19 protein-coding genes are annotated in these 24,662 nt (G+C 61.0%); 11 read left to right on the forward strand and 8 right to left on the reverse strand.

The window, feature by feature from the left end:
• The first annotated feature begins 46 nt into the window (after positions 1 to 46).
• The 4 genes from HG549_RS05760 (at position 47) to HG549_RS05775 (ending at position 2,594) form a co-directional block, all read left to right on the forward strand.
• The gene (locus tag HG549_RS05760; protein WP_170028597.1) at positions 47 to 466 is read left to right on the forward strand and encodes an SMI1/KNR4 family protein; all 420 of its coding nucleotides are present in this window, start codon (positions 47 to 49) and stop codon (positions 464 to 466) included.
• A 26-nt stretch (positions 467 to 492) separates the two neighbouring features.
• Entirely contained in the window at positions 493 to 1,395 is a 903-nt protein-coding gene (locus HG549_RS05765) for a hypothetical protein (protein ID WP_170028599.1), read from the forward strand.
• 101 nt (positions 1,396 to 1,496) lie between these two features.
• A complete protein-coding gene (locus tag HG549_RS05770; RefSeq protein ID WP_170028601.1) occupies positions 1,497 to 1,868 on the forward strand; it encodes a hypothetical protein in 372 nt (123 codons plus the stop codon).
• 351 nt (positions 1,869 to 2,219) lie between these two features.
• Entirely contained in the window at positions 2,220 to 2,594 is a 375-nt protein-coding gene (locus HG549_RS05775; protein ID WP_170028603.1) for a hypothetical protein, read from the forward strand.
• On the opposite strand, the gene HG549_RS05780 is transcribed toward HG549_RS05775, so the two are convergent.
• Entirely contained in the window at positions 2,577 to 2,759 is a 183-nt protein-coding gene (locus tag HG549_RS05780; RefSeq protein WP_170034066.1) for a SymE family type I addiction module toxin, read from the reverse strand. The two genes, HG549_RS05775 and HG549_RS05780, sit on opposite strands and share 18 nt — an antisense overlap.
• A 186-nt stretch (positions 2,760 to 2,945) precedes the next feature.
• On the opposite strand from HG549_RS05780, the gene HG549_RS05785 reads away from it, so the two are divergent.
• From HG549_RS05785 to HG549_RS05800, 4 genes are all read left to right on the forward strand, one after another.
• A complete protein-coding gene (locus HG549_RS05785) occupies positions 2,946 to 3,767 on the forward strand; it encodes a CdiA family toxin C-terminal domain-containing protein (protein WP_170028605.1) in 822 nt (273 codons plus the stop codon).
• Positions 3,767 to 4,162 (forward strand): hypothetical protein, encoded by a 396-nt coding sequence (locus tag HG549_RS05790; RefSeq protein ID WP_170028607.1) that lies wholly within the window; start codon positions 3,767 to 3,769, stop codon positions 4,160 to 4,162. The genes HG549_RS05785 and HG549_RS05790 overlap by 1 nt, the downstream gene beginning before the upstream one ends.
• A 236-nt stretch (positions 4,163 to 4,398) precedes the next feature.
• Entirely contained in the window at positions 4,399 to 4,983 is a 585-nt protein-coding gene (locus HG549_RS05795) for a hypothetical protein (RefSeq protein ID WP_170028609.1), read from the forward strand.
• A gap of 1,005 nt (positions 4,984 to 5,988) precedes the next feature.
• On the forward strand, positions 5,989 to 6,705 hold the full coding sequence (locus HG549_RS05800; protein ID WP_170028611.1) for a response regulator transcription factor: 717 nt from the start codon (positions 5,989 to 5,991) through the stop codon (positions 6,703 to 6,705).
• Between the two features lie 159 nt (positions 6,706 to 6,864).
• Here HG549_RS05800 and HG549_RS05805 read toward each other — a convergent pair whose 3' ends face one another.
• A complete protein-coding gene (locus HG549_RS05805) occupies positions 6,865 to 13,281 on the reverse strand; it encodes a DUF5801 repeats-in-toxin domain-containing protein (RefSeq protein ID WP_256666064.1) in 6,417 nt (2,138 codons plus the stop codon).
• Positions 13,282 to 13,674: 393 nt separating this feature from the next.
• On the opposite strand from HG549_RS05805, the gene HG549_RS05810 reads away from it, so the two are divergent.
• Both HG549_RS05810 and HG549_RS05815 read left to right on the forward strand, forming a co-directional pair.
• Positions 13,675 to 14,775, forward strand: a complete 1,101-nt coding sequence (locus tag HG549_RS05810) for an efflux RND transporter periplasmic adaptor subunit (RefSeq protein ID WP_170028613.1) — start codon at positions 13,675 to 13,677, stop codon at positions 14,773 to 14,775.
• A gap of 6 nt (positions 14,776 to 14,781) precedes the next feature.
• Entirely contained in the window at positions 14,782 to 17,847 is a 3,066-nt protein-coding gene (locus HG549_RS05815) for an efflux RND transporter permease subunit (protein WP_170028615.1), read from the forward strand.
• Positions 17,848 to 17,965: 118 nt separating this feature from the next.
• Here HG549_RS05815 and HG549_RS05820 read toward each other — a convergent pair whose 3' ends face one another.
• The 3 genes from HG549_RS05820 to plsB all read right to left on the reverse strand — a co-directional run bounded on the left by HG549_RS05820 (position 17,966) and on the right by plsB (position 21,648).
• Positions 17,966 to 18,652, reverse strand: a complete 687-nt coding sequence (locus tag HG549_RS05820) for a DUF4197 domain-containing protein (protein WP_170028617.1) — start codon at positions 18,650 to 18,652, stop codon at positions 17,966 to 17,968.
• A gap of 33 nt (positions 18,653 to 18,685) precedes the next feature.
• The gene (locus HG549_RS05825; RefSeq protein WP_170028619.1) at positions 18,686 to 19,084 is read right to left on the reverse strand and encodes a YbaY family lipoprotein; all 399 of its coding nucleotides are present in this window, start codon (positions 19,082 to 19,084) and stop codon (positions 18,686 to 18,688) included.
• 77 nt (positions 19,085 to 19,161) lie between these two features.
• Positions 19,162 to 21,648, reverse strand: coding sequence for a glycerol-3-phosphate 1-O-acyltransferase PlsB (gene plsB, locus HG549_RS05830; protein WP_170028621.1), 2,487 nt, complete (start codon positions 21,646 to 21,648; stop codon positions 19,162 to 19,164).
• A 231-nt stretch (positions 21,649 to 21,879) separates the two neighbouring features.
• On the opposite strand from plsB, the gene HG549_RS05835 reads away from it, so the two are divergent.
• Entirely contained in the window at positions 21,880 to 22,089 is a 210-nt protein-coding gene (locus HG549_RS05835; protein ID WP_003252255.1) for a cold-shock protein, read from the forward strand.
• Between the two features lie 169 nt (positions 22,090 to 22,258).
• Here the strand turns inward: HG549_RS05835 and HG549_RS05840 are convergent, their stop codons facing one another.
• Genes HG549_RS05840 through dapE form a run of 3 tightly spaced genes read right to left on the reverse strand, consistent with a single transcriptional unit; the run spans position 22,259 to position 24,613 of the window.
• Positions 22,259 to 22,633 (reverse strand): hypothetical protein, encoded by a 375-nt coding sequence (locus tag HG549_RS05840; protein WP_170028623.1) that lies wholly within the window; start codon positions 22,631 to 22,633, stop codon positions 22,259 to 22,261.
• A 16-nt stretch (positions 22,634 to 22,649) separates the two neighbouring features.
• Positions 22,650 to 23,462 carry a putative RNA methyltransferase gene (locus HG549_RS05845; RefSeq protein WP_170028625.1) on the reverse strand — a complete coding sequence of 271 codons (813 nt, stop codon included), beginning with the start codon at positions 23,460 to 23,462 and terminating at the stop codon, positions 22,650 to 22,652.
• Positions 23,462 to 24,613 (reverse strand): succinyl-diaminopimelate desuccinylase, encoded by a 1,152-nt coding sequence (gene dapE / locus HG549_RS05850; protein WP_170028627.1) that lies wholly within the window; start codon positions 24,611 to 24,613, stop codon positions 23,462 to 23,464. Before dapE ends, HG549_RS05845 begins: the two co-directional genes overlap by 1 nt.
• Between the last annotated feature and the right edge of the window lie 49 nt (positions 24,614 to 24,662).

Here is a 24,662-nt window from a genome sequence, read left to right on the forward strand (position 1 = left end):
CTATTGGAAAGCTAGGGCATCTGATTTTTAATCGATTTGGTGATATATGATTTCTGATATAAATTCCGTTGTCATAGAGTTAAAGAAATTACGATTGCCATTACCCAATGCTCAGGTGTTGCCAAGTGATGAACTCTTGGATTCGTATGAGAAAGAGTTGGGCTTTATCTTTCCGGAGGATTATAGATATTTTCTGAAGGAGGCAAGCGATAGTCTCTTGAACGGGAAGGATTCCCTTAGGGTTACATTTGATAGAGATAGCCCGAGAGAATTAATTACTAACGCGAATGAGGCGTGGAGGCTAGGCGTTCCTCGTGATTGGCTTCCTTTTTGTGAGGATAATGGTAACTACTACTGCCTTACGAAACTTGGAGAAGTAAGATTTTGGTCCCATGATGGTTCTTCTGGTGAGAGCTGGCCAAACTTGGCGATTTGGATTAAGAAAGTTTGGATTGATGAAGAATAAAATAGCCCCGGCACTGCCGGGGCTATTTGTTTCACTCCGCTGTAATCACTAAAAAGCACGGCGTTGAACGGCTGGATGCAGCCAGCCGGGCGTTGTACGAGAAGCTCAAGGCTGCTGGTATTGGCAGCATTGATGAGTTGCACGAGCGGTATAAAGCCTGTGGAGGAAATGGCAACTGCGAGGTTGGTATTCGTGATGAATACCGGCAGCAGGAGAAACAGGCTGGGGAAAAGCTTGTTGAGCTGTACCAGAGCGGCAGGCTGAGCAAAGCGGAATACGACCTTCTGGTAACGGATTACGCCATTGCGATGATGAGGGGGGTAGTGGACGCGCAGAAGAGCGACGCCGACGCGAGCTTCCTTGATGTCTATGCGCTGTCGGGCAGCGACTGGTCGCCTATGGGCGTTGTTGCCAATCGGTATGTGAAGGCGATCAGAGAGAGTGAGCTGTTTGCGGAGTGGAGAGGGCAAGGGTTAAGTGAGGAGGCAATCATTGAGCGGGCACGTCAGGATGGCTTGCTCGGCTCGACTTTGTCGCCGGTGGATGTGCCAGGGATCATCAGCCTTGTCGATAAAGGTGCTTCGCGGGATGATGTAGTAAAATTTGCGGCGGTGCTGATACTAGGCAAAGCTACCAGCGGTGCAAAAGGGGCTCTAAATTCGACTCTGGCGAGAGACGAGTTAATTTCTGGTTTGCCTGCAGGTACCAAGATCACTCCTGAAAGCGTTGTCGACATTCGAAAATTACCAGATGGTCGGACCGTATGGCTTGAAACTGGCAGCGATGCTGCCGGGTTGCAACATATCTACAAACGGCACGAAGTCGATTTCGTCAACAAAGGAATATTACGCGACGAGATTCCGACAGTTGTAATGAGTGCTCTTGAGCGTGGAAAAATTGTTGGCACAAATGGCTCGGCCAATGTTTAACGCATCACACATAATGGTGTTGAGCAAAATATCGCCATTGGGGTTGGCTCAAACGGTTTCGTGGTTCGAGCGAATCCGGTCAGTAGTTGGAAACCATTGCCATGATCAAATTGAGACTAGCGAATGAATATTTGACTGGACCGATATTCTGCCCGGAGCCGGATGCTATGGGGCACATTGATGTTGACGATGTGCCCATTTCTCAAGAGCTGAGGGCCGAAATCAGTGCCTGGGACAGTGAATATCAGGCGACATTCAACAGCGACTACCCGCCCGATTCTGGATTTAGCTCGCCTGAGGCGGAACTACGGCATATAGCTGAGGGGAAGCAACTGGCCCAAAAATTACAGCAAGAGCTAGGGGGGGTATACGGTCGAATATTGTCCATAATCGATAATGCTTCGGTGCAAAAGGAACTGCGAATTTACCTGCTGCGACCTGGAAGGGCTCTGGCCCTGCACCGGGCGTTTTAGGCTTGGAGCCTGGCTCACTGTCTTCTAACGCCATTTAGAACTATTAGCCCAGCACTAAAACTGGCTCTATAGAGTTCGTCTTTTATACTAAGACGCAAACCTTTGTTGTTGGTAAGCCGACTGACCTCCGCCCAGGTCTGTCTCCTCATCAGCAGCTTGTAGACTAAATTAAAGCCTCTGATAGTGCTGCGGTTGGCGGTATGTTTAGGCGCGGGAAGAGCGGAGATTTTATAACTAACGAGTTTAGTGGCTATTATTGGAAGAGCTGGGTGCCAGAAGTTCGTAGTTTGTTTGAGCTGACTATGAGTAAGTACGGAGTAAAGGTTGAGCATAGGCCAGGGATCTGATCAGATGGAATATATCTTAGAAAATGGCCTTAAACTGTCTCGTGACGTGAGTGGTGAATGGCGGATAGCGGGAGCGAGTCAATCTTTCTACCTTAAAGGAGCTGAAGATTTCTGGAGGGTCGTTAGCTTGCTTGAAATACCCTACAAGAAAGCCAGATCAATACTTGGGGATGAATTTGCTTATCCAAGTGTAATTTTGGCGGGTTTGGATAGCAAATCTGAGTATTGGATTGGTTTGGCTTTATCCTGGGTCGGCCAGGGAGGGTTCTATGCGGATAGGGCGGTTGTTATAAAGCTGCGCGAGTTAATTGAGGCTGATCAGCTTTTGCAAGCTGATAGAGGTAGTGTCAAATCATTTATTTCAAAAGACGTGATATAAAAAATCCCCGGTACTGCCGGGGGATTTGTTTTCACTCCGTCGTAATCCCAAACAGCCCTGCATGACCCTGATGCGTATCCGTTCGTTGACCTCGAACCCGGCCCGTTGCAGCCAGTAGCCGCGTAGCTTGATGCCGGGGATGACCCTATCGCCGACGTGGAGTATCTGACACCCTCGACACCGGCCTTGCGCCGGTGTTTTTGCACCCTATCTGCCCCCTTTTTGTCGCCTTCTTGCACCCTTCCTACACCCGTTAGCACTCAAGTTGCACCTTTCTGTAGTCTTTCTGTACCCAGCCTGACGACTTTCGGTCTACCTAGCCAATACGCCCTTTGCGATGATGAGGGGGGAGTGGACGCGCAGAAGAGCGACGCCGACGCGAGCTTCCTTGATGTCTATGCGCTGTCGGGCAGCGACTGGTCGCCTATGGGCGTTGTTGCCAATCGGTATGTGAAGGCGATCAGAAAGAGTGAGCTGTTTGCGGAGTGGAGAGGGCAAGGGTTAAGTGAGGAGGCAATCATTGAGCGGGCACGTCAGGATGGCTTGCTCGGCTCGACTTTGGCGCCGGTGGATGTGCCAGGGATCATCAGCCTTGTCGATAAAGGTGCTTCGCGGGATGATGTAGTAAAATTGGCGGCGGTGCTGATACTAGGCAAAGCTACCAGCTGTGCAAAAGGAACTGCTACGGCTGGTGAGCAAGCAGCATCTACACTTCCGAAGAACTTTAACGAGTCAGTTCTCGGTCATAACGCCCAGATCGGCGTGCGAAACAGTAAGGCGGGTACGATTTCTGGTGCCCACAACAATGATGCATTCATGGAGTCGGTTGAGATAACCGGTGCGAAGATTTCCAACAAAATCACGGATAGTCGTTTCCCAGGGGTTGTTGAATACAGCTATCGGTTGCCTAGAACTAATACAAAGGGTGAATTGATTGGTGGGTATAAATCGCTGTCCACGAAACCAACTTACGATTCAAAGGTTCTGTCGGACAGTAAGGTGGCTGATATGTCTAGTCGTGCGGCAGTCCAGACTGAGTCTGTTTTCCAAACTAATCCAGCCTTGAGAGAGGCTAGTATTAAAATTCATGGTTATTACTTCCAGGTGACACGTAATAGCAAGACTGGAAAAATAACAAACTCCTTCATCACTATGCCGCCCAGGACAAATTGATGACTATTTTATTTTGGCTTGAGAAGCTCAAGAAATCATTCGCTTCCACCGGCCTGGATTATGAAGACCTCTACGAGCTAATAGAGGCATCTATAGAGAGGGGGAGGACCAATTTTCCGGCGTTTATCTATGAGGCTTCGAAGGGTTTCGGCTTCTCTGTGGGCGAAGGGTATTTCTATTCTCTTGATCAGGATTGGGATGATCCTGAAGAATTTAATGAGGTTAGTTTCTTTTTGGGGGAGGTGGAGACCTCAAGTGTTTCTGTATTCGATTATGTTTTTTTAATGAAAATTGCGGCCGATGTTTACTCTGCGTTCTTCCCTGAAGAGAGGGATAGTGTTTTAAATTCGGCTAAAAGATTAGAAGAGCGTTACTCAAAGAAATCCCCGGTCTAGCCGGGGCTATATATTTTACTCAGCAGTAATCACAAAACAGCCCAGCATCACCCTGATGCGTATCCGTTCGTTGACCTCGAACCGGGTTCGTTGCAGCCAGTAGCCGCGTGGCTTGATGCCGGGGATAATTCGACATTTAAAGATGGGCGGCCGGTTTATGATAAGGGTACGACCTATTATAATCCGCAAGGCCAAGAAGTTTTGTTCAATCCTTCGAATAATTTGTGGGAGCCCAAATGACTATTTCGATTTCGTGGAGTGCCCCTATTCTCCCCTCTATATCACTTGCTGGCATACCTCTGGGCATGCATGTGGAAGATTTTGAGAGGGCGATCAAACAATTTATTGTAGATGATAAAGCGGGTTTATATAAATTTACTGATTCTCCCGTGTTGCTCATGATGAAAAGCTTTGACTCTGACGGGTGTGGTGGGTATGGTTTTTTTGTGCATGACTTAGATTTGACTAACTGGCAGCTATATTACGATCGTCCAGATCATCCTGGCGTCGAGACAAGGGCGCTTCATGTCCTCGTTCGCGAATGGAAAATTTATGCTATTAAAACTTGGCTTTATGAAAGTGTTGCGCAAGGCTATAAGCCGGTAAGCTCGTATCAAGGTAAGCTGCCAGAAGGGATTGGCTTGGGTGATCTGGTTCGTGACTTATCACCCTATACGGAGCTCGAATTTGATAGTTCAGAAGAGTGGTTTTATACAGACGAAAAATACGGTGGACTAGAAGTTTGTGGGTATGGTAGCGATTTGAGCGATGATCCAGATCAAATAATAACGTCTTTGACAGTTATTACGGGGGGCAGCTGACGTATTCAAACGGATAATACTGCTGGTTTGTCCCGATGGGTTTATAAGGCCCCGATTCCTATCGACTGGTATTAGCCGACAACAGACAAGCGCGTGCAGGCGGAGGCGGGGACTATTCTCAACGCGCTGGGGGTTGGTTGGGGCAATACGTGGCGGTGGACTGGATGGTGGTGCGGAGGAAAGTTCAGTGAGCACCTTTCGAGCCACAAGTTTTTTGGACAGAATACCAATACCCATGTACTCAGAGAAGCCCAATGGCCGTTATGCCACACAAGAGTTTCTACCGGTTCCAGTTGCGCATGGTTTTCCCAATGTTGGCGATAAGTATGAAGTTGGTGTATCAATGGCGCCAGAACGGCGAATACACGATATGATCTCGATAATGGATATTCTTTCAAAACGAACTGTGGCGGTCAGGTGGGCGTATTAACTTCCACTCTGGTTAATACCGTACCAGCAAGACGCTTAATGCGCTTAAAACAGCACTAAAGAGCGAGGACCTCGTTGACTGTGGCAATAAATTGACGAAACTTTTTTGACGCATGCAGATATGCACCGCTCGTCGATTATTTGACATTTCGTCAGGTCCAAGCACGCGCTAACGCTGCCGCCGAAACCGTCTAATCCCTTGATCTTAAAAGACAACCAGTCATGATTGGGACAGCGCTGCGTATGTACCACAACGCGGCGCAAGCCCCAGGCAGTACGCCGCGCTGGCCTAGACTCCGCTGAAGGGCCTGTAGGAGCACTGCAGCATGCGCCAGCAACCAACCGTTGTTTTCATTTCAACGATTCCGCCCCAATGCGGAACCCGTCCGCAACCCCCGCCGCTTGCGCCACCGCCCGTGGCCCAGCGCCATGCAACCTCGTGCGGCACCGTCTGACGCGTTGTCGGGTGCCATTGTTCATTGATCCTCGGCCAGTTCAGTCAGTGGCCGATAAGGATGGCTAAGAAAGCTAACAAGTGGAGGACAGGGACCGTTTTTCATGGGAGGCACGAAGACAATGCCAGACCATAAAAAAACGATACGCGTGATGCTGATCGATTGTCGCCCGCTGGTGCTCCTGGGCCTTCACGATCTGATCAATGCCAGAAAGCCCCGCATGGAAGTGAGTGGCCAGGCCACTACCTATGCCCATGCGCTGGACCTTGCCGATCAGTCGCGGCCCGATGTCATTTTCTTCAGTTTTTTTCCTGATGCACTGGACCCGGTCGAGGTGGTTGCCGGCCTTGCGCGCACGGGCGACATGAAAGTGCTGGTGCTCAAGGGGTTGTACGAGACGGTCCCCGTTGCACATGCCATCGAGGCGGGCGCACGTGGCATTGTGCTGGCGGAAGACTCGACCGAGTCGATCATCCGCGCCATCGTCAAAGTCCATCATTGCGACACCGGGCTGGACCGGGCCTGGGTCAGTGGCCTTTCCGGTTATGCCTCGACCAGGCATGTGCCGCTGCAATGCAACCTGGCACACGCGAAACATGCCCGGCTGACGTTGCGCGAGCAGGAACTGGTCCGTGCCATCGTTGGCGACCCGTCCGCCAAGTACATGTGCATTGCCGGGCGCTTGGGCATCAGCGAACACACCGTGCACAATCACCTCAGCAGCATCTATCAGAAGCTCAACCTCACCAACCGCATCGACTTGCTGATGTATGCGGTCAAGCACGGGCTCACCAGTGGCGAAGAGCCGCCCGCATCCACAGGCGGGGAGTACGACTGAGGCCCAGGCACAACGCAGCAGGCTGATGGCGCCTGGCGGGCGCCCGGCCTGTCGTTGTGTGGTGGTCTGTTGGCGTTGAAGGGCGAAGTTCGTTGGTGGCCTGCAGAAGCGCTGCGAGGGTGGTTTTTCAGGCCACCCTCGCAGGTTTCAACTCATGGTTCAGACGCTCCCATTGAAGATGTCGGTGTTGAGGATGTCGACCCCGACCAAGGTGATGGTCGTCGTCTGCCCGCCGGATTCGGCAATGGTCACGATGCTGTCTGCACCGCTGTTGTCGATCGACTGCACGACGGCATTCGGATCGCCATTGAGCACCAGCTTGTCGCGTTGCCCCGCACCGGCATCGAACCCGCTGACCTGGTACAGCTGCTCATCAGCCGACAGGTCGACGTTGAACGCATCGCGCTGGCCGGTGGTGCCAACCAGCGAGAAGTCGAACGCTGCGTTGTCCGCTTCGTTGGCGAACAGGTTGGCGGCGAACGTACTGCTCGCGGAGTCGCCGTCCTTGTCCGTCAGCGTTGCACTGAACTGCAGTTTGATGTCGCTGGCCAGGTTCTCGGTTTCCTTGATGAACTCGATCACCGGGATCTTGATTTCGCCGCGCGCCATCGTCAGTTGCACGGCGTCGATCAGCGATGAACCTGCCTTCTGGATCAGGAACGACACCTGGCCGCCAGCCTCTGGAGTGAGGGTGTTCACCTCGGTCAGGTTCGACGTCGTTCCATCGGCGTAGTAGATGCGGTAGTACAGGTCCTCGGTGGCGGTGTCGTAGCCCCCTACGGAGTTGTCGATGTAGACCTTCATGCCCGTCAGCAAGGTTTCCGGGTTGACCACGAAGCTTTCATCGGCGGCGCTGATCGCCGCCAGGTTGTCACCCTGGAACAGGTTGTTGGCGACGCCGATACCGGACGTGCTGACGTTCATCGACGCGGGGTCGATGTACGACGGCAGGGGATTGGTCTGCAGCTGGGCTTCGGTCGGGTCGGTAGCCCCGATGCCTATGCCGGTGAAGATGTCTGCCGTCGAGGCGAGCGCCTTGGCGGAGAAGAACACGATCTCCTCGGATGCCGATGGAATGCTTGGGTCACTGGTTTTAGGGATCAGCAAGGTACGCACTGGGTCCGGGCCGCCGGCATCCAGCGAGCCGTTGGCACTGCTGAGCGTGGTGACCGAATGGAAGCCTTGCACCAGGTCCAGGGTGTAGCTGCCATTGGCATAGGCCGTCAGCGTGTAGTCGATCGTGGTGTTGGCCGTTGCGGCGTTGTTGTCGAAGTCCCCGGTCAAGGCGCCAGTGAAGTGGAACGCGCCATTGGCATCGGGCGAAGGCGACGTCTCGGTGAGGGTGCCAGTACCGGTCGTGGTGGTGTTGTCGGGCCGGACCAGGGTGAACTGGCCACCCACCAGCGAAATGTCCAGGCCGGTCGCACCCAGGCCGTCGGCACCAATCGTATTGTTCCAGAAACCGTATTGCGGCAGGATGCTGCCGGTTCCGATCAGGTTGCCGAAGGCCAGGGATGGGCCATCATCGTGGAACACCAGGTTCTGCCCGATGTTGAGGGTGGCCTGGGCGCTGTCGCCGTCCTTGTCGGTCTTGATCGCGGTCAAGGTCACCAGGTTGTCGGCGGTCAGGGTCTTCACGTCATCGGGGTTGGTGGGGTCGGGGTGGACGATGGCGCGGAGCTGGTCGAGGGTGACGGTGCCATTACTGGCGACGCTGACCGTGAACACCAGCGCGTTGGTAGTGGCTGTGCGGCCCTCCACCACGGTGCCATTGAGCGACAGGTTGACCGCCTCGCCGGTGGCCGTGTCCGTCAGGCCCGAAGCGCCTGCCACCACGCCGAGGGCGTAGGTGAGCGTGCCAGCGCCATCGGCGCCGAAGGCCGAGGTGAAGTTGGCGGCGAAGCTCTGGCTGGCGTTGATTGCCAGGTTGGTTTCATCGACGGTCAGGGTCGGCTCCGTGCCAGTGGTGCTGATGCTCGGGCCGTCATCCTTGAATACCAGGTTCTGCCCGATGTTCAGCGTGGCTTGTGCGCTGTCGCCGTCCTTGTCGGTCTTGGTCGCGGTCAAGGTCACCAGGTTGTCGGCGCTCAAGGTCTTCGAGTCGTCCGGGTTAGTGGTGTCGGGGTGGACGATGGCGCGGAGCTGGTCGAGGGTAACGGTGCCGTTACTGGCAACGCTGACGGTGAACACCAGCAGGTTGGTGGTGGCCGTGCGGCCTTCCACCACGGCGCCATTGAGCGACAGGTTGACCGCCTCGCCGGTGGCCGTGTCCGTCAGGCCCGACGCGCCTGGCACCACGCCGAGGGCGTAGGTGAGCGTGCCGGCGCCATCGGCACCGAAGGCCGAGGTGAAGTTGGCGGCGAAGCTCTGGCTGGCGTTAATCGCCAGGTTGGTTTCATCGACGGTCAGGGTCGGCTCGGTGCCGGTAGTGCTGATGCTTGGGCCGTCATCCTTGAATACCAGGTTTTGCCCGATATTCAGCGTAGCCTGGGCGCTGTCGCCGTCCTTGTCGGTCTTGGTCGCGGTCAAGGTCACCAGGTTGTCGGCGCTCAGGGTCTTCGAGTCATCCGGGTTAGTGGTGTCGGGGTGGACGATGGCGCGGAGCTGGTCGAGGGTGACGGTGCCGTTGCTGGCAACGCTGACGGTGAACACCAGCAGGTTGGTGGTGGCCGTGCGGCCTTCCACTACAGTGCCATTGAGCGACAGGTTGACCGCCTCACCGGTGGCCGTGTCCGTCAGGCCCGAAGCGCCTGCCACCACGCCGAGGGCGTAGGTGAGCGTGCCGGCACCATCGGCGCCGAAGGCCGAGGTGAAGTTGGCAGCGAAGCTCTGGCTGGCGTTGATCGCCAGGTTGGTTTCATCGACGGTCAGGGTCGGTTCCGTGCCGGTGGTGCTGATGCTCGGGCCGTCATCCTTGAATACCAGGTTCTGCCCAATATTCAGCGTGGCCTGGGCGCTGTCGCCGTCCTTGTCGGTCTTGGTCGCGGTCAGGGTCACCAGGTTGTCGGCGCTCAGTGTTTTCGAGTCATCCGGGTTAGTGGTGTCGGGGTGGACGATGGCGCGGAGCTGGTCGAGGGTAACGGTGCCGTTACTGGCAACGCTGACGGTGAACACCAGCAGGTTGGTGGTGGCCGTGCGGCCTTCCACCACGGCGCCATTGAGCGACAGGTTGACTGCCTCGCCGGTGGCCGTGTCAGTCAGGCCGGAGGCGCCTGCCACCACGCCGAGGGCGTAGGTGAGCGTGCCGGCGCCATCGGCACCGAAGGCCGAGGTGAAGTTGGCGGCGAAGCTCTGGCTGGCGTTGATCGCCAGGTTGGTTTCATCGACGGTCAGGGTCGGTTCCGTACCGGTGGTGCTGATGCTTGGGCCGTCATCCTTGAATACCAAGTTCTGCCCGATGTTGAGCGTAGCCTGGGCGCTGTCGCCGTCCTTGTCGGTCTTGGTCGCGGTCAGGGTCACCAGGTTGTCGGCGCTCAGTGTTTTCGAGTCATCCGGGTTAGTGGTGTCGGGGTGGACGATGGCGCGGAGCTGGTCGAGGGTAACGGTGCCGTTACTGGCAACGCTGACGGTGAACACCAGCAGGTTGGTGGTGGCCGTGCGGCCTTCCACCACGGCGCCATTGAGCGACAGGTTGACTGCCTCGCCGGTGGCCGTGTCAGTCAGGCCGGAGGCGCCTGCCACCACGCCGAGGGCGTAGGTGAGCGTGCCGGCGCCATCGGCACCGAAGGCCGAGGTGAAGTTGGCGGCGAAGCTCTGGCTGGCGTTGATCGCCAGGTTGGTTTCATCGACGGTCAGGGTCGGTTCCGTACCGGTGGTGCTGATGCTTGGGCCGTCATCCTTGAATACCAAGTTCTGCCCGATGTTGAGCGTAGCCTGGGCGCTGTCGCCGTCCTTGTCGGTCTTGGTCGCGGTCAGGGTCACCAGGTTGTCGGCGCTCAGTGTTTTCGAGTCATCCGGGTTAGTGGTGTCGGGGTGGACGATGGCGCGGAGCTGGTCGAGGGTAACGGTGCCGTTACTGGCAACGCTGACCGTGAATACCAGCAGGTTGGTGGTGGCCGTGCGGCCTTCTACCACGGCGCCATTGAGCGACAGGTTGACCGCTTCCCCAGTGGCCGTGTCCGTCAGGCCTGAGGCGCCTGCCACCACGCCGAGGGCGTAGGTGAGCGTGCCAGCGCCATCGGCACCGAAGGCCGAGGTGAAGTTGGCGGCGAAGCTCTGGCTGGCGTTGATCGCCAGGTTGGTTTCATCGACGGTCAGGGTCGGTTCCGTGCCGGTGGTGCTGATGCTCGGGCCGTCATCCTTGAATACCAGGTTCTGTCCGATGTTGAGCGTGGCCTGGGCGCTGTCGCCGTCCTTGTCGGTCTTGGTCGCGGTCAAGGTCACCAGGTTGTCGCCGGACAGGGTCTTCGAGTCATCGGGGTTAGTGGTGTCTGGGTGAACGATGGCGCGGAGCTGGTCGAGGGTGACGGTGCCGTTACTGGCAACGCTGACGGTGAACACCAGCAGGTTGGTGGTGGCCGTGCGGCCTTCTACCACGGTGCCATTGAGCGACAGGTTGACCGCCTCGCCGGTGGCCGTGTCCGTCAGGCCCGAAGCGCCTGCCACCACGCCCAGGGCGTAGGTGAGCGTGCCAGCGCCATCGGCGCCGAAGGCCGAGGTGAAGTTGGCGGCGAAGCTCTGGCTGGCGTTGATCGCCAAGTTGGTTTCATCGACGGTCAGGGTCGGCTCGGTGCCGGTGGTGCTGATGCTCGGGCCGTCGTCTTCGAAGACCATCTTGGAGCCGATTTCAGCGGTAGCGGTAGTGACCTGAAGTAGCTTCAGGCCGCCGATATCGAAATCGGCATGGGTATCGCCCTTGGCGTCCACGGCAGCGCCATTCTGGATGAGCACACGGTTGTGATCCTGTGTGGTGGTGTACTCGATTCGCTGGCCGGCGGTAATGCCAGTGAGGGTAGCGACCCCCGAGGCAAAGGTGATGACGATGTTCGGGTCATTCACCGACCCGTTCGAGTTCTCGACTACCTGCCCTGTGGCGATATCGATGACGCGAACGTTGGTGATCGCCACTGCGGCATCGTTGCTGTACCCATTGATGAAGTTCACCCCAGGCTCAGCGGCCGTGCTGTAGGCGCTGACCGTGACCACGGCGCTCTTGCCGCTTTGCAGTTGCACCACATCGAAACTGGCCGACTTCACATTGAACACCGCGGTGTAGTCGATGTTGGCTTCAATATCCGCTTCGTTCTGGTCCAGGTTGGGAATGGTCACATTCTGCCGGGCGCCGGTGACGAAGGAGAAACGGATACCTTCCTGCTCCACGATCATCTGGTTGTTGGTGCCGAAGGTGGTCGGGCCACCCGCCTGGCTGGTGTTGATCGTATCGCCCGTGTTGATGCTGGCACCGCTCGACTGGTCGGCCGGGTCTTTCCCGGTGGCGATGATGGTCGGGTCGCTGATGCGCAGGATGCCGCCGTCATTGACCACGGTCGGGTTCGCGGTGGTGAACATGAGGAACAGGTTCTGCCCGGAAGGCGCATTGGCCAGGCTGAATTGCAGGTCCTGGTTGGTGCCGATGAATACCTTGTTCAGCAGGTTGACGGCGTCGTCCGGGTTGCTGGTGTTCGGGTGCAGCAGCGGTTGGTATTCCACCGTCCAGATCTTGCCGCCGCTGACGGGCGATCCGGTTTCTTCGATGTAACCGGCAAACACGATCGCGCCTGCTGGCCCGCCCGCACGGCCCAGCACGATGTTGTTGTTGCTGGTATCGGTGTAGAGCAGGATGCTGACGCCATCGAGCGTATCCAGCCCACTGTCCAGGCCATTGAGCGGCGCGCCAGCGCTGTTGGTGAAGCTGACGTCGGTGATGGTGCCGCCCGGTGCCGGGGTGATGGTGAATGCATTGCTGCCGGTGTTGCCCACGGCCCCGGTATAGCCACTCAAGGCAGCACCTGCCGGGGTACCGGCGCCCAGTGCGGTGAGGCGGGTCGAGAACGCGGAGGGCAGGGAGGCCACCAGGATGTCGTTGTCGTCGGCATCCGAGGCCGGGCTTGGTGTGGCTGTGCCATTTTGCAACCCGGCCGTTTCGTCCAGCGTCACGTTCACACCGGTCGCGGTGATCACTGCACTGTCGGTGAACGACGTCGTCGCCACCACGTCGTCAGCCGTGCCGAACACCTGGTCGGCACCCGCGCCGGTCGCGCTGAGCAGGAAAGTGGCGCCCGCCGAGTCGTCGGGGTTGACGTACCACGAGGTGGTGATGCTGCCGTTGACCTTGCCGTCCAGGTCGCCAGCGCCGCCGTCGGTCACGTACCACGGGTCGTGGCCTTCGCCGGCGTCGGTGGCGAGCACATCGTCGGGGGTGCCCCACAGGTTATCCGCACCAGCGCCGGTGGCATGGTCCACCTCGAAAGCGACCATGCTGCCAGCCGCAAAGCCGCTGGCCGTGACGGTGGCGGTGCTGCCAGGGCTATAGTCGCTGAGGTCGGTGGTGACGGTAGGTGGGGAGATGGGGGGTAGGTCATCGGCGGGGCTATTGTGTTTGTCCGTTGGCGATGCGTTCTTCTTGTTCATGGTCATGGCTCTCTCGCAAGCGCTGCCAGTTGTCGAGGCCTGGCTGCAGACCTCCGCTACAGGCCTCAACTATGGATAAGCGCCACGGGCGGCGCATCGGCGGATACTCCCAGGCGGCCTGGGAGTATTGGACTACCTGGCGCTGCCGGTAGGTGAGCGAAGGCGTACGCGCCTATGCTGTCGGACACGCTCTGGTGTGCGGCCCAGCGCCCAGGTCGTTGCGCTGAAGGTGATGCCGGAGGTGGGGGCAGCGCTGCACATCCCGGTGAAAAAAACCTGAAGATGGTGAAAACGTGGCGTGATTTTTTCTGCCGGCGCTGGCTTCCCGGCTCCGGTTCGCTGATTTAATATACTTGCCAGTATAAATATTCAGACGTGCACCTCGCGAAAGGATTCATCATGTTGCGCCATGCCTTGTCCATCGCCCTGTCCACCGCCGCCGTGCTGTTGCTGGCAGCGTGCGGCCAGGAAGCCGTCCCACCCGCCGCGCCACGCCCGGCGCTGGTGGTGCAACCGCAGCCGGCCGAAGCCGCTGCCGACAGTTACCCCGGCGAAGTGCGGGCGCGCTTCGAGCCGGAGCTGGCCTTCCGCATTGCCGGCAAGGTCAGCAAGCGCCTGGTCGAGGAAGGGCAGCGGGTCAAGGCCGACCAGCCGTTGGCCGAACTCGACCCGCAGGATGTGCGCCTGCAGCTGGAAGCCAATCGTGCCCAGCTGGCGGCGGCCGAGGCCAACCTGTCGTTGGTGCGTGCCGAGCGCGATCGCTACCAGAAGCTGCTGGACCGGCAGATGGTCAGCCGTTCGCAGTACGACAACGCCGAAAACCTCTACCGCGCCGGGCTGGCCCGCCTCAAGCAGGCCAAGGCCGAGTTCGACGTCGCCGGCAACCAGGCCGAATATGCCGTGCTGCGTGCACCGCAGGCCGGGGTGATCGCCAAGCGCCAGGTAGAAGTGGGCCAGGTGGTCGCGGCCGGGCAGACCGTGTTCACCCTCGCTGCCGATGGCGAGCGGGAAGTGCTCATCGGCCTGCCGGAGCAGCACTTCGCCCGCTTCGCCGTAGGCCAGGCGGTGAGCGTGGAACTGTGGTCGCACCCGCAGGAGCGCTTCCAGGGGCGCATCCGCGAGCTGTCGCCGGCCGCCGACCCGCGCTCGCGTACCTTTGCCGCACGCATTGCCTTCACCTCCGCTGCCACGCCGGCGGAGCTGGGCCAGAGCGCCCGGGTCTACATCGCCCACGAAGGCTTGATCCCGTTGGCCGTGCCGTTGTCGGCGGTTACCGCAGAGAACGGCCAGGCCTACGTCTGGCGGGTCAACAAGGACAGCCGCCTGGAGCGGGCGCTGGTGCGCCTGGGGGCCTATGGTGCCGACAGTGTGCCGGTGCTGGAGGGCCTTGCCGTGGGCGACTGGATAGTTGCCGCCGGTGGCCACGTGTTGCGCGAGGGCCAGGAGATACGCCCGGTAGACCGCACCAACCGTGTAGTGAACCTGACGGCCAAGGAGTAAGTCCCGATGGGTTTCAACCTTTCTGCCTGGGCGCTGCGCAACCGCCAGATCGTCCTGTTTCTGATGCTCCTGCTGGCGGTCATTGGCGCGATGTCCTACACCAAGCTCGGCCAGAGCGAAGACCCGCCGTTCACCTTCAAGGCCATGGTCATCCGCACCCTGTGGCCGGGTGCCAGCGCCGAGGAAATGTCGCGCCAGGTCACCGAGCGCATCGAGAAGAAACTGATGGAAACCGGCGAATACGAGCGGATTGTCTCGTTTTCCCGCCCCGGTGAGTCGCAGGTTACCTTCATGGCCCGTGATTCGCTGCATTCCCGGGATATCCCCGAGCTGTGGTACCAGATCCGCAAGAAGGTCGCGGACATCCGCCACACCCTGCCGCCGGAAATCCAGGGCCCGTTCTTCAACGACGAGTTCGGCACCACCTTCGGCAATATCTATGCGCTGACCGGCAAGGGCTTCGACTATGCCGTGCTCAAGGACTATGCCGACCGTATCCAGATCCAGCTGCAACGGGTCAAGGACGTCGGCAAGGTCGAGCTGGTCGGCCTGCAGGACGAAAAAATCTGGATCGAGCTGTCCAACCTCAAGCTGGCCACCCTCGGCGTGCCCTTGGCGGCCGTGCAGCAGGCCCTGCAGGAGCAGAACGCGGTCAGCACCGCCGGCTTCTTCGAAACCCCCAGTGAGCGCCTGCAGTTGCGGGTAAGCGGGCGTTTCGGCAGCGTCGAGCAGATTCGCCAGTTCCCCATTCGCGTGGGCGACCGTACCTTCCGGATCGGCGATGTCGCCGAGGTACACCGGGGCTTCAACGACCCACCGGCACCGCGCATGCGCTTCATGGGCGAGGATGCCATCGGCCTGGCCGTGTCGATGAAGGACGGCGGCGACATCCTGGTGCTGGGCAAGGCCCTGGAAGGCGAGTTCGAGCGCCTGGCACGCAGCCTGCCGGCCGGCATGGAGCTGCGCAAGGTGTCCGACCAGCCGGCGGCGGTCAAGGCTGGCGTGGGCGAATTCATCCAAGTGCTGGTCGAGGCGCTGGTCATCGTGCTGCTGGTGAGCTTCTTCTCGCTGGGCTTGCGCACCGGCCTGGTGGTGGCGCTGGCGATTCCGCTGGTACTGGCCATGACCTTCGCCGCCATGCACTACTTTGGCATCGGCCTGCACAAGATCTCCCTGGGCGCACTGGTGCTGGCGCTGGGCCTGCTGGTGGATGACGCGATCATTGCGGTGGAAATGATGGCGATCAAGATGGAGCAGGGCTACGACCGGCTCAAGGCGGCCAGCCATGCCTGGAGCAGCACCGCCTTCCCGATGCTCACCGGCACCCTGATCACCGCGGCCGGCTTCCTGCCAATTGCCACGGCGGCCTCCGGCACCGGCGAATACACCCGTTCGATCTTCCAGGTAGTGACCATCGCCTTGCTCACCTCCTGGGTGGCCGCCGTGGTCTTCGTGCCTTACCTGGGCGAGCGCCTGCTGCCCGACCTGGCCAGCCTGCATGCCGCGCGCCATGGCAAGGATGGCCACGCGCCAGACCCGTACGCCACCCCGTTCTACCAGCGCGTGCGGCGGCTGGTGGAGTGGTGCGTGCGGCGGCGCAAGACCGTCATCCTGCTGACCATTGCCGCCTTTGTCGGCAGCATCCTGCTGTTCCGCTTCGTGCCCCAGCAGTTCTTCCCGGCCTCCGGGCGCCCGGAGCTGCTGGTCGACCTGAAGCTGGCCGAAGGCAGCTCGCTGGCCAACACTGCCGAGCGGGTCAAGCAGTTGGAGGCGCTACTCAGGCAGCAGGACGGCATCGACAACTATGTGGCCTACGTGGGTACCGGCTCGCCGCGTTTCTACCTGCCGCTGGACCAGCAACTGCCGGCGGCCAGCTTCGCCCAGTTCGTGGTGCTGGCCAAGTCGATGGAGGACCGCGAGCGCCTGCGCAGCTGGCTGATCAGCACCATGGACCAGCAGTTCCCCGACCTGCGCGCCCGCGTCACCCGCCTGGAGAACGGCCCGCCCGTGGGTTATCCGGTGCAGTTCCGCGTCACCGGCGAGCACATCGAGAAAGTCCGAGCACTGGCCCGCGAAGTGGCCGACAAGATCCGCGAGAACCCGCATGTGGTGAACGTGCACCTGGACTGGGAAGAGCCGAGCAAGGCGGTATTCCTCGAAATCGACCAGGACCGGGCACGTGCCCTGGGCGTCAGTACCGCGCACCTGTCGAGCTTCCTGCAAAGCTCGCTGACCGGGACCACGGTCAGCCAGTACCGCGAGGACAACGAGCTGATCGAGATCCTGCTGCGCGGTACCCACCAGGAACGCCACGAGCTGGGCAACCTTGGCAGCCTGGCGTTGCCGACCGACAATGGCCAGAGCGTGGCCTTGTCGCAGGTGGCAATCTTGGCCTACGGCTTCGAGGAGGGCATCATCTGGCACCGCAACCGCTTGCCGACGGTGACGGTGCGCGCCGACATCTACGACCAGCAGCAGCCGGTGACGCTGGTCAAGCAGATCGAGCCGACCCTGAAGGAGATTCGCGCCAGGCTGCCCGATGGCTACCTGCTGGAGGTAGGTGGCACGGTGGAGGACTCCGAGCGCGGGCAGAAGTCGGTGAACGCCGGCATGCCGCTGTTCGTGGTGGTGGTGCTGAGCTTGCTGATGATCCAGCTGCGCAGCTTCTCGCGCACGGTGATGGTGTTCCTCACCGCACCGCTGGGGCTGATCGGCGTGACCTTGTTCCTGCTGGTGTTCCGCCAACCGTTCGGCTTCGTCGCCATGCTCGGCACCATTGCCCTGGCGGGGATGATCATGCGCAACTCGGTGATCCTGGTGGACCAGATCGAGCAGGACATCGCCGCCGGCCAGGAACGTTGGCAGGCGATCATCGAAGCCACGGTGCGGCGCTTCCGGCCGATCGTGCTGACCGCGCTGGCGGCGGTGCTGGCGATGATCCCGTTGTCGCGCAGCGTGTTCTACGGGCCGATGGCCGTGGCGATCATGGGCGGATTGATCGTGGCCACGGTGCTGACCCTGCTGTTCCTGCCGGCGTTGTATGCGGCGTGGTTCAGGGTGAAGAAGGGCTGAAGTTCGCAGCGCAGGGCTTCGCCCTCCTTTCGCGATACATGGTCGCCCCTACAGGCCCTTGCAAGCTGTGTAGGAGCGGCCTGGTGTCGCGATGGGCTGCCAGGCAGCCCCACCGCCATCACAGCGCGCCAAAGACCTTCTTGGCCAGGCTGGTAGCCGCTTGAGCCGGGTTCTGGCGAATGCTCTGCTCTTGCTTGGCGATCATCTCGAACAGGCCATCCAGCGCCTTCTCGGTCACGTAGTTCTCGATATTGGCGTCGTCCTTGACCAGCCCCAGGCCTTTGGCCTGGGCGGCGAAGGCATTGTACTGCTGGGCCACGCCAACCTTGTCGGTGGCCTGCTTGACGATCGGCAGGAACTTGGCACGGATCTGCTCGCGGCTGCTCTTGTTCAGGTACTGGGTCGCCGAATCGTCGCCACCACTGAGGATGCCCTTGGCATCGGTCACGCTCATGTTCTTCACGGCATCCACCAGAATCGCCTGGGCCTGCGGCACGGCAGCCTCGGCGGCCTTGTTCATGCTGGTTTCCAGGGCTTCGACCTGGTCACCCTTGCCAAACATCTTCATCGCCTTGGCGGCCTTGCCCAGGTTGCCCGGCAGCTCGATACGCACGTCCGGGTTGTTGCTGAAGCCGCCCGGGGCGCTCAGCTGCTTGACGGCCAGTTGCGCGCCCTGGGTCAGGGCATCTTTCAGGCCGCCGGTGGCGTCTTTCTGGCTCAGGTCGCCCAGCGACAGGGCCAGTGCACTGGCCGACAGCAGCAGGCCGGCGCACAGGGTGGTGAAACGCAGGGAGGTGCGGATCATGAAGCTTTCCTTGTAAACAGATGAATACGGGTTTCAGCGGACCGGATCGACCTTGATCCGCAGCGGTTGCGGGTCATGGCCATCCAGCCGGACAGCATGCTGTTCGGTGTTGATGAACAGCAACTTGCCATCCAGTTCGATGCGCGCGCTGAGCGCATAGCGGTGGCCGGGCTTGACCTGGGCCGGGTCGTAGGCGAGATGGAAGGGCAGCGGTACGTTGCCTTGGACCGGGCCGGCCTGGCGCGCCAGGACCACGGCCGGGGCATCCATCAGCGACACGTCCTGCAGCTCGACGCTGAGCGTGGCGGTCGGTGGCAGGGCGCTGCGCTGCAGGTAGAACACCTCGCCATCCAGGCTGGCCTGGCTGGACGGGGTGTGGCTGGAACAGGCTGCGAGCAGGGATGCGCAACACAGCATAAAGAGCTTTTTCATGGCGTCTCCGTTTTCCTTGGAGCTGGCTTGTGGCCAACCCCAGGGACTTTAGCGGATTTTCCCGGCTGCCGAACCCTTTACAGGGTCGAACTTTCCAGCCCGTCGTCGCGGTGCAACGCGACCTGGCGGATCGACAGGCGCAGCTCGGCCGACAGTACGCGCTTGGCCACGCCTTCGGCCAGCTCGCCAAGCTTGTCGTGATAGCCCAGCTTGCCTTGGCTGTCGGCCTGCAGCACGCCCTGCTCGAGCAAGGTCTGGATGAAGTGGCGGAACAGCGTCTTGTCGAAGAATTCCGGGGCGTTCAGGCCATGCAGGATCGACAGGCGCTGGGCCATCATCACGCACAGGTCTTCCAGCGCTTCGGCGCTGAGGCTGTGTTGCCCGCTGTTGAGCAGCAGCGAGGTGGCCATGTAGAAGCGCTGCAGGGTCTGGGTGATGGTGCGGGCGAGCAGGGTCAGCAAGACGAACTGCCGTGAACTCGGCGCGGGGCGGATGTACACGTCGTTGTCCTGGCGCAGCAGGCCCTGTTCGACCAGCGCGGCCAGCCACTGGTCGATCACCTCGTCCAGCTGCTGCGGTGTCCAGCGCAGGAACAGTTCGGCCTGCAGATACGGGTACAGCGCGTGCACGTAGCGGCCCAGCAACTCCCGGCTCAGGCGTGAGCTGCTGAGGAAGAAGCTGGCCAGCAGGGCTGGCAGGGCGAAGATGTGCAGCACGTTGTTGCGGTAATAGGTCATCAGCACCGCGTTGGCTTCATCCAGGTACAGGATGCGGCCCAGGGCGTCCTTCTGCTCGGCCACCAGGTTCATGCTGCGCACATGTTCGATCAACGCCTGGCCGTCGCCCTCGGGCAGGGTGGTATGCGGCGAGTAGGGCACCTGACGCAGCAAGGCCAGGTACAGCTCGAGCACGCGGGTCAGGGCACGTTCGTCCAGGGCCAGGCGGCTGGTGGAGAGCAGCGCCAGGGCCACCAGGTTGACGGGGTTGATCGCCGCCGCCTCGTTGAGGTGGCGTGCCACGGTTTCGCCCAGGCGGGTGGTGGTGGCGTTGAGCCAGGCCGGGCGATACTGCGGGCCGTGGTCCTGGTCGCGCCAGCCAGGCTGTTGCTGGTCGAGGAAGCCGGCCAGGCGGATCGGTTCGCCGAAGTTGACGTACACCTGGCCAAAGCGCTGCTTGAGCGCGCCGAATACCTTGAAGATGTCGAGGATCGACTCCTTCTTCTTGCTGGCCCCGCGCAGCTCGCCCAGGTAGGTACGGCCTTCGAGCACGCGCTCGTAGCCGATGTACACCGGCACGAAGACGATCGGCGTGCGCGACGAGCGCAGGAAGCTGCGCAGGGTGATGGCCAGCATCCCGGTGCGTGGCTGCAGCATGCGCCCGGTGCGCGAGCGGCCGCCTTCGACGAAGTACTCCACCGGGAAACCTTTGGTGTACAGGGTGTGCAGGTATTCGTTGAACACTGCGGTGTACAGCGGGTTGCCCTTGAACGTGCGGCGCATGAAGAAGGCACCGCCACGGCGCAGCAGGTTACCCACCAGCGGCATGTTGAGGTTGATGCCTGCGGCCACGTGCGGCGGGGTGAGGCCGTTGCGGAACAGCAGGTACGACAGCAGCAGGTAATCGATGTGGCTGCGGTGGCAGGGCACGTAGATCACTTCGTTGCCGGGGGCGATGCCTTGCACCTGCTCGATGTGGTTGACCTTGATGCCGTCGTAGATCTTGTTCCAGAACCAGCTGAGCACCACTTCGAGGAAGCGGATGGCGGTGTAGGTGTAGTCCGAGGCGATCTCGTTGCCATAACGCAGCGCCTGGGCTTCGGCCTTGGCCAGCGGCAGGTTTTCGCGTTGTGCCTCGTCGAGGATAGCCTGACGCACCTGCGGCGCATGGATCAGGCCCTTGACCAGGGTGCGCCGGTGCGAGATGTCCGGGCCGATGACGGCGGTCTTGAGGTTGCGAAAGTGCACACGCATCAGGCGCTGGGCCATGCGCACGGTGCGTTCCTGGCCTTTGTTGTGCTGCACCAGTTCGCGCAGGTGGATCGGCGCCGAGAACTGCACGCGGGTCTTGCGCCCCAGCACCAGCACGGTCAGCAGCCGGCGCAGGCGCCCGGTAACCGCCCAGCTGTCGGCGAACAGCAGTTTCCACGGGCTGGACTCACTGGCCGGGGTCTGGCCCCAGAACACGCTGACCGGGATGATCTGGGCGTCCTCTTCGGCATGCTGGCCCACGGTCGCGACCAGGCGCTCCAGGGTTGGTGGCGCGCCACGCTTGTCGTGGCGGCCGAGCCAGTCCGGGTCCGGGGTCAGGTAGAAGAACGCGGCCGGCTCCTGCAGCGGGCCCACCGCCACCGGCAGCACCGGGCGCGGCAGCCCCGCCTTGGTGCATTCATGGTCAAGCACGACCAGGTCGCTGAGCGCCGGCGAGGGCAGGGCATAGAACACCGGGCGGCTGCGGTCGAGCTTGAGGGTGAGGGAGGACTGGTTGATGGTCTCGGAGCGCACCCACAGGTACAACAGGCGACGCAGGGCGCCGAAGATCAGGCGGCGCAGGGGGGAACGGGTCATGGGGTGTGTGCCCTGGGTGTGAAATTCAGTGGGTATCTGGCCAATTAGTCTGCCGTATCCGCGCAAGTTCAGCAAAAATCGCCGAACGGCGCGACGGTCATCAAATTTTTTTGTTCTGTGTCATATACTCGGCCTGCCACTTGCAGGATATTTGCGCAAGCGGCGTCGACACGTGGCGGAGGCTTCGTGTCTACAAGGCGATCTTCACAATAAAAATCCGGAGTAGTTCAGATGTCGTCTCGTGAGACTGGGAATGTAAAGTGGTTCAACGATGCCAAGGGTTATGGCTTCATTCAGCGCGAAGGTGGTGCGGATGTGTTCGTCCACTATCGGGCGATTCGCGGTGAGGGGCATCGTACCCTGGTCGAAGGGCAGCGGGTGGAATACGCCTGCGTGCAGGGCCAGAAAGGCCTGCAAGCCGAAGACGTAGTAGGGCTCTGAACCCCTGCTGTAGAGGCCGATTGACGCGGCCAGTGTAGGAGCGGCCTCGTGTCGCGAAAGGGCTGCAAAGCAGCCCCTGCGGTGTGGCGAGCAACGCTGACAACCGGGGGGCGCTATGTGGCCTTTTCGCGACCCAAGGCCGCTCCTGCAGTAGAAGCGCAGGGCTGTCTCAGGTACGCCAGGTGATCTCCTCTTCACCGTCGGCACTGATGCGGACCCAGCGGTCGGCATCCTCTTCCCCGTCTTCTTCCACCCAGCCACCCGGCGCGCAGCGCACTTCCACACCCAGTGCGGCGAAAGCGGCGCGGGCGCAGGCAACGTCATCGGCCCAGGGCGTCTGGTCGCTTTCCAGGTAAAGACTGTTCCATTTCCCTACAGCTTTGGGTAGCCAGGTGACCGGAATGTTACCGGCCTGGCATTTGAAGGTCTGGCCTTTCTGCTGCCATTCGCTGCACGGGCCAATCGCCTGGGCAAGCCACTCGGCAATCTGCTTGTGGTCGACGTCGGCGTCCTTCAGGTAGATCTCGATATCAGGTTGGCGCATAAGGGCTCCGGTGTGCTCAGTCTTGGCGCAGGAAATAGTCATAACGCATGGAAACCGTGACTTCGAACGGCTCGGCCTGGTCGATCACCCGGGCACGCCTTGCGGCACTGGCGCGCCAACCGTGCGGGGTCATGGCCAGCAGGTCGGCGCGGGCCTTGGGCGCGACCAGGCTCAGGCGGAACTCGAGGGTTTCGCTGTGGGCATGGGCCATGCCTTCGGGGACCAGTGCGAGGTGCTTGTCGTCGGCGTAAGGGCGTACTTCATCGTAGAGCACTTCGCGCAGTTCCATCAGGTGGCCGCTGGTGGGGCCGACCCGCATCAGGCCGCCGCCAGGGCTGAGCAGGCGCTTGGCCTCGGCCCAGTCGAGCGGGCTGAACACGCTGGCGATGAACTGGCAGCTGGCGTCGGCCAGCGGCACCCGGGCCATGCTGGCGACCATCCAGGTGACCTCGGGCGCGCGGCGGCAGGCGCGCTTGACCGCCTCGCGGGAGATGTCCAGGGCATAGCCCTCGGCGGCTGGCAGCGCCTGGGCGAGCTGCGCGGTGTAGTAGCCCTCGCCGCAACCGATGTCCAGCCAGGCGGAGGGCTGGCGCTCGGCGGCCAGTTCGGCCAGGCGGCGCGCCACCGGGGCGTAGTGGCCGGCCTCGAGGAAATCGCGGCGGGCCTCGACCATGGCCTGGTTGTCACCCGGGTCGCGGCTGTTCTTGTGCTGCACCGGCAACAGGTTCAGGTAACCCTGGCGGGCGCGGTCGAAGCGGTGGCCGGCCGGGCACACCACACCGTTGTCGAGCCGGCTCAGCGGCGCTTGGCAAAGGGGGCAGGCGAGCATCAGGCGAGCAACCGGACCAGGGTCTGGTAGTAGATTTCGGTCAGCAGGTCGAGGTCGCTGGCCAGGATCCGCTCGTCAACCTGGTGGATGGTGGCGTTGACCGGGCCAAGCTCGACCACCTGGGTACCCATGGTGGCGATGAAGCGGCCATCGGAGGTACCACCGCTGGTGGACGGCTGGGTGTCGCGACCGGTGACGCCCTTGATGCTGGCCGATACCGCGTCCAGCAGCTCGCCCGGCTCGGTGAGGAACGGCAGGCCCGACAGTGCCCAGTCGATCGACCAGTCCAGTTCATGCTTGTCGAGAATGGCCGACACCCGCGCCTGCAGGCCTTCGACGGTGGACTCGGTGGAGAAGCGGAAGTTGAACAGCGCGCTCAGCTCGCCCGGGACCACATTGGTAGCGCCGGTGCCAGCATTGAGGTTGGAGATCTGGAAGCTGGTCGGCGGGAAGAACGCATTGCCTTCGTCCCAGTGCTCGGCGGCCAGTTCGGCCAGGGCCGGGGCGGCCAGGTGGATCGGGTTGCGCGCCAGGTGTGGGTAGGCCACGTGGCCCTGCTTGCCGCGCACGGTCAGCTTGGCGCCCAACGAGCCACGGCGGCCATTCTTGACCACGTCACCCAGCAGGGTGGTGCTGGACGGCTCGCCGACGATGCACCAGTCCAGGCGCTCGTTGCGCGCTTTCAGGCGCTCGACCACGGCCTTGGTGCCGTGATGGGCCGGGCCTTCCTCGTCGCTGGTGATCAGGAAGGCGACCTTGCCACGGTGGTCCGGGTAGTCCCGCACGAAGCGCTCGCTGGCCACCACCATGGACGCCAGGCTGCCTTTCATGTCGGCGGCGCCACGGCCGCAGAGCATGCCGTCGGCGTCGATCAGCGCCTCGAAGGGTTCATGCTGCCATTGTTGCACCGGGCCGGTGGGCACCACGTCGGTGTGGCCGGCGAAGCACAGCACCGGGCCGTCCTGGGTACCGTGGGTGGCCCAGAAGTTGTCGACGTCCTCGATGCGCATCGGTTCCAGCTGGAAGCCCACGGCGCCCAGGCGGTTCATCATCTGCGCCTGGCAGTCGGCGTCGACGGGGGTGACCGAGGGGCGACGGATCAGGTCGCAGGCCAGTTGGAGGGTGGGCGAAAGCTCGGCTGGGGCCGTCATGGGGGACTCCGGGGCAAGGCAAGGCGGGAGAAATCTGAGGGGCGTTATC

The sequence above is a fragment of the Pseudomonas sp. SK genome, assembly GCF_012975065.1.
Lineage (GTDB): Bacteria > Pseudomonadota > Gammaproteobacteria > Pseudomonadales > Pseudomonadaceae > Aquipseudomonas > Aquipseudomonas anuradhapurensis.